This window comes from Actinobacillus genomosp. 2 (genome assembly GCF_029773605.1).
GTDB lineage: Bacteria > Pseudomonadota > Gammaproteobacteria > Enterobacterales > Pasteurellaceae > Actinobacillus.
Genome location: NZ_CP103807.1, coordinates 1,137,780 through 1,150,543 on the forward strand (window position 1 = coordinate 1,137,780; position 12,764 = coordinate 1,150,543).

The following is a 12,764-nucleotide window of genomic DNA, read 5'->3' on the forward strand; positions in this document are numbered from 1 at the left end:
CGGAAATCATGAACCATAAGTAACCAAAGAATATCTATTACTTACTAAAACGGCTGCTAATAAAAGCAACTTCAGCTTCATAAGCATTCCTGAATAAATCGGGAGATCAAGTGGTCAGATTTCGCTAAATTTTTGTAAAATCTGGCTATTTATGCCAATCACTACTATCTGAAGCTAAAAAGAGTAATTGATACGGCAGTGTGACAATATCCCCTATGATTGCAAAGGGAACAGCAGCAATCGCTGTAACGCCCCCCCAATCAACTCTCTCTCCAAATGTAAACTCGGTAATTTCTACAGGGATTTTAGTTTTGAACTTCCCATTGACTGCAACATCTTCTGTTTTTGCAAATATTTGTCCCTTCAATCCTAAGGAGGTTCTCACAACGTCGGTTGAATGGGTACTGTTTTGAGAACAGCCCTGACTAAATCCTAATTCTTTTAACGTTTGTTTTTCCGACTTTTTGGTAGCTTTATAGTATATGTAAGTAGAACCATCCCAATTTTGCGATTTTTCCTTTGTTAGGCGAATATCAACCGTATCGACGGAAAATTCTCCAGATAGTTTTGTATCCATCAGTTTTTGGATATATGCCGATGATTTTTGGTCTAATACGTACCAATACTTATCACCCATCATTACCAACTGCTTCGTGGATTTCAGCATACCGAACTGAGTCACATTGTCTCTAAACACGTTATACTCGCTAGATGGTATGGTTAACTGCGATTCATATAATGCAAGCGAAGTAAGACCACAACCGGATAACAATGAGCTGCTGGCTAACATAGCGGCGGATAAAAGATGTTTCAGTTTCATAAAAAACTTGTATAAGTAATGGAATTAAGCAGTCAGATTCACTAAATTTTTGTAAAATCTGACTATGGACTATGAAAAATATCGCCACTATCTACGGTTGCAAATATCAGTAATTGCAGCGGCAGAGTCACAATATCGGCTGCGATAGCAAAAGGCATTAAGGCAATTGCCGTTAGACCGTCCCCATCTACTCTCTCTTCGGTTTTATACTCGATAAATTTAATAATCAGTTTCGTTTTGAGATTGCTTTTTACCGCAATGCCCTCTGTTTTGGCAAAAAATTTGCCAGAAAACGATAACCTTTTAAAAAAATAGGTCGCTTCTGGGCAGTCATAACAGCCTTCAAACCCCAATGTATTTAGCTTCTGTTTTTCCGCCTTCTTGTCTGTTCTATACTCTAAGAGCGTCTCACCTTCCCAAGTTTGCGCCTGTTTGTCCTTGATTTGAAACACAGCTCCTGATGTCGAAAATCCCTTAGGCAGTTTCGCATCAATGAGTTTTTGCACATAGTTCGATGAGCCTTGGTCTAATAAGTACCAATACTTATCACCCATCATTACCAGCTGTTTCGTGGATTTCACCAAGCCAAACTGTGTAATATTATCTTCAGCAACCACTTTGCTTTCGTGATGGCTTGTGCTTACTCGCGCTTCGCTTGCTGTCAATAGGCTAAAGCAACCTGATAGCAATGTGCTGCAGGCTAAAATAACAGCGGATAAGAGATGTTTAAGTTTCATAGAGATTCCTAGAGAAGACATATAATTAAGCGGTGATATTTAACAAAATTTTTGCAAAATCTCACCGCTTGATTTTTTACGCAAACGTGCGTTTTTCGCCTTCACCTGCCACGTTTTCTATGCAACGTCCACATACTGAGCTATGTTCCGCATGAGTGCCGATGTCGGTTGCAAAGTGCCAGCAACGAGGACATTTTTCACCTTCAGCACGTTCGACTTTCACTGCTAAACCGGCGACTTCACCTTCTGCAACATCCGCTTCACTTAACGGCTTGATAATTGCTTGTGAAGTAATCAGTACAAAACGAAGTTCATTGCCAAGTTGCTCTAGCATTGCACGAATTTCATCATTTGCATAAACGGTTACTTTTGCTTCTAAACCTGAACCGATAACTTTATCTTTACGTGCTTGTTCTAATACACGGTTTGATTCAGCACGTACTTTTAAGATTTGTTGCCAGTAGGCATCATCTAATTTATCTGCTTCGGTTAAGCCGAATAAGCCTTCGTAAAATTCTTCGGTAAAGACAAATTCTGCACGGCCTTCCACTTGTGGTAAGTAACCCCAAATTTCATCAGCTGTGAATGATAGAATCGGAGCCATCCAACGAACCAATGCTTCTGCGATATGCCATAACGCTGTTTGGCAGCTACGGCGAGCAAGACTGTCAGCTTTGGTTGTATATTGACGGTCTTTAATAATATCTAAATAGAATGACCCCATTTCGATAGAGCAGAAACGCATTAAACGTTGTACTACTGCGTGGAATTGGTAGTTATCGTACGCTTCTTTAATATCGTTTTGTGCGTCTAATGCACAGCTTACCGCCCAGCGGTCTAATGCGATCATTTCTTCTGGTTTCACTAAATCACGTTTTGGATCAAAACCATTTAAGTTTGCAAGTAAGAAACGTGCCGTATTACGGATACGACGATAAGATTCACCGGCACTATTTAAGATATTGTGTGAAACGGCGATTTCACCGGTATAGTCGGTTGATGCCACCCATAAACGTAAAATGTCTGCACCGTTTTTATTCCACACTTCTGAAGGCATAATCACGTTGCCGATTGATTTCGACATTTTACGACCTTTTTCATCTACCACGAAACCGTGAGTTAACACTTGTTTATAAGGTGCTTTGCCGTTTGTTGCCGTTGAAAGCATTAATGAAGACATAAACCAACCACGGTGTTGGTCTGAACCTTCAAGATACATATCCGTACCATTACCATTGAACTCAGGACGAGCTTCTACTACGGATGCATAAGTAGATCCTGAATCGAACCATACATCTAAAGTATCCGGTACTTTACGGTAGTTTTTCGCATCTTCTTCACCTAGTACTTCAACCGGATCAAGATCCCACCATGCTTGAATACCTTTTTCTTCTACACGTTTAACTACGCTTTCTAAGATTTCAAGTGTACGAGGATGTAGCTCTTCGGTTTCATTGTGAACAAACATTGTCATTGGGACACCCCAAGTACGTTGACGAGAGATACACCAGTCAGGACGGTTTGCTACCATGGTATCAATACGCGCTTCACCCCAACTTGGGATCCAACGTACTGATTTAATTTCACCTAATGCTTGTTTACGTAAGCCTTGTGTTTCCATACCGATAAACCATTGCGGCGTCGCACGGAAAATAATTGGCGTTTTGTGGCGCCAGCAGTGTGGATAGCTATGTTTGATACGTTCTAATTTTAATAACGCACCGGTTTCTTTTAATTTTTCTAACACTTTTTCGTTTGATTCAAACACACCTAAGCCAGCAAAGAATGGCGTAGTTGAGATAAACTTACCGTCATTTGCCACTAAGCCTGCCATTTCAATATTGTATTTTTTCGATACGACAAAGTCGTCTTGACCGTGATCCGGTGCGGTGTGAACTAAACCTGTACCACCGTCAGTTGTTACGTGATCGCCTAAAATTAACGGCACGCTGTAATCGTAGAATGGGTGTTGGAATTGCATTAACTCTAATGCATCGCCTTTTACTTCACCTAATACTTCAATAGATTCTACTCCAACTGCTTTTTGCACGCTTTCTACTAAATCTTTTACTAAAATGACACGTTCATCACCAAATTGGACTAATTGATAGTCAAATTCAGGATTAATCGAGATCGCTTTATTTGAAGGTAATGTCCAAGGTGTTGTGGTCCAAATTACCGCAGAAATTTGACCGTTTCCTTTACCTGCCGCATTAAATTTTGCTTCAACTGCTGCAGTATCAACTGCTTTAAAACGCACATAAATAGACGGAGACACTTTATCTTCGTATTCTACTTCCGCTTCCGCTAATGATGAGCCACAGTCTAAACACCAGTGAACCGGTTTAGAGCCTTTGTATAAGTGACCGTTCGCAATCACTTTACCTAAAGTACGGATAATGTGCGCTTCCGTATCAAAGTTCATCGTAAGGTATGGTTTTTCCCAGTCACCTAAAATCCCCATACGCATAAAGTCAGCTTTTTGTCCTTCGACTTGCTCTTTCGCATAATCACGGCAAGCCTGACGAAATTCCGCTGCCGAGATTTTTTCGTTGGGTTTACCGACAATGCCTTCTACTTTCAATTCAATTGGTAAGCCGTGGCAGTCCCAACCCGGAACGTAAGGCGTATCGAAACCTAAAGCGGTTTTCGATTTCATAATAATATCTTTTAAAATTTTATTAACTGCGTGACCAATATGAATATTACCGTTTGCATACGGAGGGCCATCGTGCAGAATGAAAGATTTTTTCCCTTTCGAACTTTCACGTACTTTTTGATATAAGTTTTTGTCATACCAATTTTTTAACATATCAGGCTCACGCTTGGCGAGATCACCACGCATAGGAAAGCCTGTTTCAGGCAAATTTAAGGTGTTTTTGTAATCAATCATTTTTGTTTTCCAGTTAATAAAATTTTAGTTTGAATTTTGGTTTAAGTATGAAGTTACTTGTTATTTTGTAAATTCTTTGAAAAATTCGACCGCTTGTAACCTATCTTTCTCAATTTGTGCCTTAAGTGCTTCAAAACTCGGGAATTTCACTTCATCACGGATTTTGTGAATAAAGAATACTTCTATCGACTCGCCGTAAATCGAACGATTAAAATCCAAAATATGTACTTCAAGTAGTGGCTTTGTACCGTTAATCGTCGGGCGATTCCCAACATTGGCAATACCGTTATACTTACCACTTTTAGTTTGAATCTGCACAGCAAATACACCTTGTAACGGTATCACTAAGCGATTAAGCATAATATTTGCAGTCGGAAAACCAATGGTTCGACCGAGTTTATTACCGTGCGCTACACGTCCCGCTATCGAATAAGGTCTACCTAATAATTGTTCTACCAAAGCAAGCTGATTGTCTTGTAAAGCTTGGCGAATAAAAGAACTACTAATTCTCTCATTTTTAAAACTATGTGTATGGCTTTCCTCAACCGCAAAGCGATATTTTAAGCCTGCATTATGCAACATTTCAAAGTCACCTGCTCGCTTTGCCCCAAAACGGAAATCATCACCAACGCTGAGATAACGGACTTTTAACTGTTTTACTAATAGCTCACGAATAAAATCAGTTGCAGATAATTGAGAAAAAGCTTCACTAAAACGAATACATAGAACGAAATCAACACCGGCTTCCGCTAAATATTTGAGTTTATCACGTAGCCGCATTAAGCGAGCCGGTGCTGAAGTGGTCAGATTCTCCGTTTTTTTTACAAAAAATTCTCGTGGTTGTGGCTCAAACAACATAACAACCGAAGGTAATCCGACCTCAAGCGACTGATCGCATAAACGAGCAAGAATATTTTGATGCCCTAAATGCACGCCGTCAAAATTACCGATACTCAGTACACAGCCTTTTGCTAGAGTTGAATGATTTTCTAAATTGTATAGGCCTCGAATTAGTCGCATTTTATCCGCTTTTTTTAAAGAAATTGTTATGATTATACGGCTATCAGCAAAAAATATAAAGCTGATGAACCTGAAAATGATTGATTTTAGCTGATGAATGGAGAGATGTGAAACAATTCAAGTTCTTTCGTGAATATAGACATCCAAATCAAAGTACATAATGTTCAGCTAGCCTAAATTTTTCTATCTCAATCCTGAAAAACACATCAAAAAATAGTGCATCTATACACTATTTTTCAGATAAATACATATCCAAATGCTACATTTTGTTTTATCATATAAACAATTATTTTGAGGAAAAAATTATGACGGATTTTGCTTATCTTCAACAAAAACGTAAACAATTAAAGATGAAAGTAAATGATGTTTGTACGCAAGCAGGTGTAACACGTGCCTATTTTAATCAATTAGTCAGTGGCAAAATTAAAAATCCGAGTGCGAACAAATTAAAATCATTACATCAAGTGCTAAACATTATTGAAGATATGAATCAACGAGTCGGGATAATTTTCGGTAAATTTTATCCTGTACATACTGGTCATATTAATATGATCTATGAAGCATTTAGTAAAGTCGATATTTTACATGTCGTCGTTTGTACGGATTCAGATCGAGATCTGCAATTATTTAAAGACAGTAAAATGAAACGTATGCCAACCAATGAAGATCGACTGCGTTGGATGCAACAAATCTTTAAATATCAACAAAAGCAAATTTTTATCCACCACCTGAAAGAAGACGGAATTCCTAGCTATCCAAACGGTTGGCAGGCATGGGCAGATAGAGTCAAAGAATTGTTTAATGAAAAAAATATTCGTCCGACTGCCGTTTTTAGTAGCGAGATTCAAGATAAAGAACCTTACGAAAAATACTTGAATTTAGAAGTGCATTTAGTTGATCCGAAACGTGAATTATTTGATGTTTCAGCAACACGTATTCGTAATAATCCATTCCAATATTGGCGATTTATCCCGAAAGAAGTTCGTCCGTTCTTTGTAAAAACGATTGCGATTTTAGGCGGAGAAAGTAGCGGTAAGTCCGTATTGGTCAGCAAATTAGCGAATGTATTTAATACCACCTCTGCTTGGGAATATGGACGAGAATTTGTATTTGAACAGCTTGGTGGTAATGAGCAGGCAATGCAGTATTCAGATTATCCTAGAATGGCACTTGGCCACCAACGTTATGTGGATTATGCGATGAAACATGCACATAAAGTTGCATTGATTGATACCGATTATATTACGACCCAAGCATTTTGTATCCAATATGAAGGAAAATCACATCCGTTTTTGGATTCAATGATCAAGGAATACCCATTTGATGTGACGATTTTATTATCAAATAACACAAAATGGGTGGATGACGGATTACGTAGTTTAGGTTCTTTAAAACAACGCCAGCGTTTCCAGCAACTTTTAAAAAAATTGCTAGAAAAATACCATGTGCCTTATATTGAAATCGAATCGCCAAGTTATTTAGATCGTTATAACCAAACGAAAGAAGTCGTTGAAGCGATTTTAAAAGAAGAAGAAATCCCATTACAATTTAAGCAATATAATCATACAGTGGAAGAGAAAGAATGATCCTTTTTGCGGGTGATCCCCATGGGAGTTACGAGCATCTTTATCCGGTATTAAGGGAATATCAAGGCGAACAGATTGCTTTAGTTATTTTAGGCGATCTTCAATTAACGACTCCCAATACCTTGGATAAACTTTCCCAATATTGTGATATTTGGTTTATTCACGGTAACCATGACAGCAAAACGGTTGCTGCTTTTGATGCTATTTGGAATAGCGAATGGAAAACACGTAGTTTGCACGGTAAAGCGGTTGATATTCAGGGAGTAAAAATTGCCGGATTAGGTGGAGTATTCAGAGGACATATTTGGATGCCGCCAAATCGTCCGATGTTTTTTGATCCGATTCATTACTGCCAATACTGTCCGCAGGAACGGATTTGGCGAGGTGGTTTACCTCTCCGCCATCGAACCTCAATTTTTCCGTCCGATGTAGAAGCATTAGAAAATTTACAAGCAGATATTTTAATTACGCACGAAGCACCTAGACCTCATCCGCAAGGATTTGCTGTAATTAATCAACTTGCTAGAAAAATGGGCGTTAAAAAGATTTTTCATGGACATCACCATGATAACTTTGATTATCGTCTGATTAATCGTAATAAACATTGTGAAATTTTTAATATCGGCTTCCGAAGTCTGGCCGATATTCACGGTAATTATTTAATCGTCGGTGTAGATGACCGATAAAGATTGAACTTTCTAAAGTAAAGAAAGTCAACCGAACTTAGTGCATTAAGTTATTTGACCTAATATAACAAAACTTGAATTAACACTTTCTAGCGATAAAGAAGATAGGTAAAATTACCACAACTTTGCAACAATAATTCAACAGAATGCAATAACAGATTTTTAAAATTAATTAGAAGGCTTTATATAATGCAAAACCCACAAATCTTGATTGTTGAAGATGAACTTGTGACCCGTAATACACTCAAAAGTATTTTTGAGGCAGAGGGCTATGAGGTTTTCGAAGCAACCGACGGCGTAGAAATGAATGAAGTGCTTGCCAAGCAAGAAATTCATTTAGTGATAATGGATATTAATTTACCCGGTAAAAACGGCTTAATGTTAGCGCGTGAACTACGTGAAAATACGAAAGTAGCATTAATGTTCCTAACTGGACGTGATAATGAAGTCGATAAAATTCTAGGCTTGGAAATCGGTGCAGACGACTATATTACCAAGCCGTTTAATCCGAGAGAACTCACTATTCGTGCGCGTAATCTCTTACACCGTACAATGAATGAAAAAGAAAAGGTAACAAAAGACAGTACATTAGTTGAAAGTTATCGTTTTAACGGTTGGGAACTGGACGTAAATAGTCGTAGCTTAATTACGCCGGAAGGTGTGATAAATAAATTACCTCGTAGTGAATTTAGAGCATTGTTACATTTTTGTGAGAATCCGGGTAAAATCCAAACACGAGAAGATTTATTACTCAAAATGACTGGTCGTGAATTAAAACCGCACGATCGTACTGTAGATGTGACAATTCGTCGTATTCGCAAACACTTTGAAGATCACCCAAATACGCCGGAAATTATCGTGACAATCCATGGGGAAGGTTATCGTTTTTGTGGCGAATTAGAGTAGACACTTTAAATGTCTTTAGACAATCTTTCTAAACAAGGTACATATTTATGAAAAATTTAACAGTTTTAGCACTAGCAGGATTATTTTCTGCTTCAGCATTTGCCGCACCGGTGGGTAATACATTTACCGGCGTCGGTGTTGGTGTAGATTTAACTACTGCAAAATATAAAGTTAACGGTATTAAAGGTAAACAATCAACCGGCCCAGCATTAGTGGTTGATTACGGTATGGATTACGGCAACAATTTAGTCGGCGTGGTACAAGGCAAAGTCAAAACCGGTAGCACTAAAGTATTTAGCGATATAAAACAAAAAACGAAATATACCGTAGCTTATCAACAAGGTTACCGTGTAGGTTCAGACTTACTTCCTTATGTGAAAGTTGATGTTGCACAAAGCAAAGTAGGTGACGCTAATTTCCGTGGTTACGGCTACGGTGCCGGTGCTAAATATGCTGTATCAAGTAATGTTGAAGTGGGTGCGGAATATACTCGTAGCAACTTGAAGAAAAGTGGTAATAAATTAAAAGGTAATGAATTTACGGCAAACGTAGGTTACCGCTTCTAAACATTTATTCCCTTATAACAAGCGGTCGTTTCTTGCAAAAAATTGGCAAAAATGACCGCTTATTTTTTTATTCATTCTTTATTGTGCCATTTTTTCAGCTACGGTAAGAAAACCATCCGCAGTAGCATAAATTTCTTCAAAGCCTTGTGCTTGTAAAATCCGATCAGATACTTCACGAAAAGCTCCTTCACCGCCAGCTTTTTCTAATACCCAATCCGCTTTTGCTTTTACATAGCCGTGTGCATTACGGGTAGCTATTGCTAGTCCGCAAACCTCAAATGCCGGTAAATCTAACGTATCGTCACCAATAAAAGCGGTTTGTTCCGCTGTTACGCCTGCTTCTTGCATCAATTCAAAACAGGCGGAACGTTTTTCCATTTTACCTAATTTAAATAGCGGTACTTTAAGTACATCAATACGTTTACGTAACAATGCCGAATCGCCGCCGGATAAGATCGCAACTTGGATTCCGCAGGTTTGCAGCATTTTCATCCCTAAGCCGTCATGTACGTGAAAACGTTTCATTACTTCGCCTTCAGCGGTGTAATACATACCACCATCGGTAAGTACGCCGTCCACATCGGTAATCACTAATTTAATCTTAGTTAAATCCATTATTCTGTTCCTCAATATGCTATGATTTATTCATTATAGTTTTTGGAGTTACAAATGTCGATTTCTCAAAATTTATCTGAAATTAAGCAACAAATTCAGCAAATTTCCCAACAATGCGGACGAGATAATATTCGTTTACTGGCAGTTTCTAAAACTAAACCTGTTGAAGCGATTGAAGAAGCGATTTCTGCAGGGCAAACCGCATTCGGTGAAAATTATGTGCAGGAAGGTGTGGAGAAAATTGCTTATTTTGCTCAGCAACCAAATTTAGAATGGCATTTTATCGGGCCGTTACAGTCCAATAAAACCCGTCTAGTGGCGGAAAATTTTGATTGGATTCAAACAGTTGACCGTCTAAAAATTGCGGAAAGATTAAATGCTCAACGTCCTGAAAATAAAGCACCTCTCAATGTGCTGATTCAGATTAATATTAGTGACGAACAGTCTAAATCAGGTATTCAACCCGAAGAATTAGACGAGTTAGCAAAAGCGATTAGCCAATTACCGAATTTACGTTTGCGTGGTTTGATGGCGATTCCAAAGCCGGAAAGTGAAGTTGAACAGCAAAAAATTGCGTTACGTAAAATGCAGCAACTTTTTGACCGCTTGCAAGCCGAGTTTGAAGGCATTGATACGCTTTCAATGGGAATGAGTGATGATATGCAAAGTGCAATTGAGTGCGGTTCAACGATGGTACGTATTGGCACGGCAATTTTTGGTGCGAGGGATTATTCCGCTAAAAACGCTTAATTTGCAAAAAATTTAGTAAATCGGACCGCTTAAATCATAGCCAATAAATAAAAATTTCTGTATAATCTCGCCCCTTGATGAATTGTGATCTTGATCACACTAGATCACAATAAGCAGGGGCGATTCCCCTCTATAAAGATTTCCACGGTGCGTGTAAACGTACCCTATATTCAACTCAATAAAGACATTTCAATGCAAAATTTAGATATCAATAAATTGCGTAATATCGCAATTATCGCGCACGTTGACCACGGTAAAACAACACTTGTAGATAAACTTTTACAACAATCAGGCACATTAGGTGAAACACGTGGCGATGCAGACGAGCGTGTAATGGACTCAAACGATCTTGAAAAAGAACGTGGTATTACCATTCTTGCAAAAAATACAGCAATTAACTGGAACGATTACCGTATCAATATCGTAGATACGCCAGGACACGCGGACTTCGGTGGTGAAGTAGAACGTGTACTTTCAATGGTTGACTCGGTATTATTAGTAGTAGATGCGTTTGACGGTCCAATGCCGCAAACTCGTTTCGTAACCCAAAAAGCATTTGCACACGGTTTAAAACCGATTGTAGTTATCAATAAAGTTGACCGTCCGGGTGCACGTCCTGACTGGGTGGTAGACCAAGTATTCGATTTATTCGTCAACTTAGGTGCAACTGACGAGCAATTAGATTTCCCAATTATTTACGCATCGGCATTAATGGGTGTTGCAGGTTTAGAACACGAAGATCTTGCGGAAGATATGACCCCGTTATTCCAAGCAATCGTTGATCACGTTGAGCCGCCAAAAGTGGAATTAGATGCACCATTCCAAATGCAAATTTCACAATTAGATTACAATAACTATGTAGGAGTAATCGGTATCGGCCGTATCAAACGTGGTTCAATCAAACCAAACCAAACAGTTACTGTGATCGATTCTGAGGGCAAAACTCGTAATGGTAAAGTGGGTCAAGTATTAGGCCACTTAGGTTTACAACGTTATGAAGCGACTGAAGCATTTGCCGGCGATATCATCGCAATCACGGGTTTAGGCGAATTAAATATTTCAGATACGATTTGTGATATTAACAACGTAGAAGCACTACCGGCGTTAACCGTTGATGAACCGACCGTAACGATGTTCTTCTGTGTAAACACATCTCCATTCTGTGGTCAGGAAGGTAAATTTGTTACATCACGCCAAATCCTTGAGCGTTTAAACAAAGAATTGGTACACAACGTAGCATTACGTGTAGAAGAAACACCAAACCCGGATGAGTTCCGTGTATCTGGCCGTGGTGAGTTACACTTATCGGTATTAATTGAAAATATGCGCCGTGAAGGTTACGAATTAGCAGTATCACGTCCGAAAGTAATCTATAAAGAAGAAAACGGTAAAAAACAAGAGCCGTTTGAGCAAGTGACCATCGATATCGAAGAGCAACACCAAGGTGCGGTAATGGAAGCATTAGGTATCCGTAAAGGTGAAGTGAAAGATATGATTCCGGACGGTAAAGGTCGTACACGTTTAGAATATGTGATCCCAAGCCGTGGTTTAATCGGTTTCCGTAACGAATTTATGACAATGACTTCTGGCACCGGCTTACTTTACTCAAGCTTCAGCCATTATGATGATGTAAAACTGGGTGAAATCGGCCAACGTAAAAACGGTGTGTTAATTTCTAATGCAACCGGTAAAGCGCTTGCTTACGCCTTATTCGGTTTACAAGAACGTGGTAAATTAATGATTGATCACGGTGTAGATGTTTATGAAGGTCAAATTATCGGTATTCACAGCCGCTCAAACGACTTAACCGTAAACTGTTTACAAGGTAAAAAATTAACCAATATGCGTGCATCAGGTAAAGATGATGCAATTGTGTTAACTACACCGGTGAAAATGACGTTAGAACAGGCATTAGAATTTATTGATGATGATGAGTTAGTAGAAGTAACACCACAATCAATTCGTGTACGTAAACGTTTATTAACCGAAAATGATCGTAAACGTGCAAGCCGTACGACAACAAGTACCAGCACAAAATAGTTTATTAATTTAACCTAATCAATGCCCGTTGTGCTTAGCTAGCAAGCGGGCGTTTTTTTAGGATTTTTTACAAAAAACTGATAGAATTTGACCGCTTACTAGCCTATTCAAACTGGCATTTGCCAGTGAATAATCCGTTTAATTT

Annotated in this window: 11 protein-coding genes; 6 read left to right on the top strand and 5 right to left on the bottom strand. The window is 38.8% G+C overall.

What is annotated here, in order from left to right:
* Positions 1 to 145: 145 nt before the first annotated feature.
* The 4 genes from NYR60_RS05570 to ribF all read right to left on the bottom strand — a co-directional run bounded on the left by NYR60_RS05570 (position 146) and on the right by ribF (position 5,470).
* Positions 146 to 820, bottom strand: coding sequence for a hypothetical protein (locus NYR60_RS05570; RefSeq protein WP_279466001.1), 675 nt, complete (start codon positions 818 to 820; stop codon positions 146 to 148).
* Positions 821 to 882: 62 nt separating this feature from the next.
* Positions 883 to 1,557 carry a hypothetical protein gene (locus NYR60_RS05575; RefSeq protein ID WP_279466003.1) on the bottom strand — a complete coding sequence of 225 codons (675 nt, stop codon included), beginning with the start codon at positions 1,555 to 1,557 and terminating at the stop codon, positions 883 to 885.
* Between the two features lie 76 nt (positions 1,558 to 1,633).
* The gene (gene ileS, locus NYR60_RS05580) at positions 1,634 to 4,450 is read right to left on the bottom strand and encodes an isoleucine--tRNA ligase (RefSeq protein ID WP_279466007.1); all 2,817 of its coding nucleotides are present in this window, start codon (positions 4,448 to 4,450) and stop codon (positions 1,634 to 1,636) included.
* Positions 4,451 to 4,510: 60 nt separating this feature from the next.
* Positions 4,511 to 5,470 (bottom strand): bifunctional riboflavin kinase/FAD synthetase, encoded by a 960-nt coding sequence (gene ribF, locus NYR60_RS05585; RefSeq protein ID WP_279466008.1) that lies wholly within the window; start codon positions 5,468 to 5,470, stop codon positions 4,511 to 4,513.
* Positions 5,471 to 5,775: 305 nt separating this feature from the next.
* On the opposite strand from ribF, the gene nadR reads away from it, so the two are divergent.
* The 4 genes from nadR to NYR60_RS05605 all read left to right on the top strand — a co-directional run bounded on the left by nadR (position 5,776) and on the right by NYR60_RS05605 (position 9,214).
* Positions 5,776 to 7,056, top strand: a complete 1,281-nt coding sequence (gene nadR / locus NYR60_RS05590; RefSeq protein WP_279466010.1) for a multifunctional transcriptional regulator/nicotinamide-nucleotide adenylyltransferase/ribosylnicotinamide kinase NadR — start codon at positions 5,776 to 5,778, stop codon at positions 7,054 to 7,056.
* On the top strand, positions 7,053 to 7,742 hold the full coding sequence (locus NYR60_RS05595; protein WP_279466012.1) for a metallophosphoesterase family protein: 690 nt from the start codon (positions 7,053 to 7,055) through the stop codon (positions 7,740 to 7,742). Before nadR ends, NYR60_RS05595 begins: the two co-directional genes overlap by 4 nt.
* A 189-nt stretch (positions 7,743 to 7,931) precedes the next feature.
* The gene (arcA, locus tag NYR60_RS05600) at positions 7,932 to 8,648 is read left to right on the top strand and encodes a two-component system response regulator ArcA (RefSeq protein ID WP_279445256.1); all 717 of its coding nucleotides are present in this window, start codon (positions 7,932 to 7,934) and stop codon (positions 8,646 to 8,648) included.
* A gap of 47 nt (positions 8,649 to 8,695) precedes the next feature.
* The gene (locus NYR60_RS05605; protein WP_279466013.1) at positions 8,696 to 9,214 is read left to right on the top strand and encodes a porin family protein; all 519 of its coding nucleotides are present in this window, start codon (positions 8,696 to 8,698) and stop codon (positions 9,212 to 9,214) included.
* A gap of 78 nt (positions 9,215 to 9,292) precedes the next feature.
* Here the strand turns inward: NYR60_RS05605 and NYR60_RS05610 are convergent, their stop codons facing one another.
* Entirely contained in the window at positions 9,293 to 9,829 is a 537-nt protein-coding gene (locus NYR60_RS05610; protein WP_279466014.1) for a KdsC family phosphatase, read from the bottom strand.
* 54 nt (positions 9,830 to 9,883) lie between these two features.
* On the opposite strand from NYR60_RS05610, the gene NYR60_RS05615 reads away from it, so the two are divergent.
* Together NYR60_RS05615 and typA are read left to right on the top strand one after the other, a co-directional pair.
* Positions 9,884 to 10,579, top strand: coding sequence for a YggS family pyridoxal phosphate-dependent enzyme (locus tag NYR60_RS05615; protein WP_279466015.1), 696 nt, complete (start codon positions 9,884 to 9,886; stop codon positions 10,577 to 10,579).
* Between the two features lie 192 nt (positions 10,580 to 10,771).
* Complete coding sequence (typA, locus tag NYR60_RS05620; RefSeq protein ID WP_279466017.1) at positions 10,772 to 12,619, top strand: translational GTPase TypA; 1,848 nt, start codon at positions 10,772 to 10,774, stop codon at positions 12,617 to 12,619.
* Positions 12,620 to 12,764 lie beyond the last annotated feature (145 nt).

What these genes read in the sequence shown, in the direction of transcription:
- NYR60_RS05570 (WP_279466001.1), bottom strand. Translation starts at nt 820, where the DNA reads ATGAAACTGAAACATCTTTTATCCGCCGCTATGTTAGCCAGCAGCTCA.
- NYR60_RS05575 (WP_279466003.1), bottom strand. Translation starts at nt 1,557, where the DNA reads ATGAAACTTAAACATCTCTTATCCGCTGTTATTTTAGCCTGCAGCACA.
- ileS (WP_279466007.1), bottom strand. Translation starts at nt 4,450, where the DNA reads ATGATTGATTACAAAAACACCTTAAATTTGCCTGAAACAGGCTTTCCT.
- ribF (WP_279466008.1), bottom strand. Translation starts at nt 5,470, where the DNA reads ATGCGACTAATTCGAGGCCTATACAATTTAGAAAATCATTCAACTCTA.
- nadR (WP_279466010.1), top strand. Translation starts at nt 5,776, where the DNA reads ATGACGGATTTTGCTTATCTTCAACAAAAACGTAAACAATTAAAGATG.
- NYR60_RS05595 (WP_279466012.1), top strand. Translation starts at nt 7,053, where the DNA reads ATGATCCTTTTTGCGGGTGATCCCCATGGGAGTTACGAGCATCTTTAT.
- arcA (WP_279445256.1), top strand. Translation starts at nt 7,932, where the DNA reads ATGCAAAACCCACAAATCTTGATTGTTGAAGATGAACTTGTGACCCGT.
- NYR60_RS05605 (WP_279466013.1), top strand. Translation starts at nt 8,696, where the DNA reads ATGAAAAATTTAACAGTTTTAGCACTAGCAGGATTATTTTCTGCTTCA.
- NYR60_RS05610 (WP_279466014.1), bottom strand. Translation starts at nt 9,829, where the DNA reads ATGGATTTAACTAAGATTAAATTAGTGATTACCGATGTGGACGGCGTA.
- NYR60_RS05615 (WP_279466015.1), top strand. Translation starts at nt 9,884, where the DNA reads ATGTCGATTTCTCAAAATTTATCTGAAATTAAGCAACAAATTCAGCAA.
- typA (WP_279466017.1), top strand. Translation starts at nt 10,772, where the DNA reads ATGCAAAATTTAGATATCAATAAATTGCGTAATATCGCAATTATCGCG.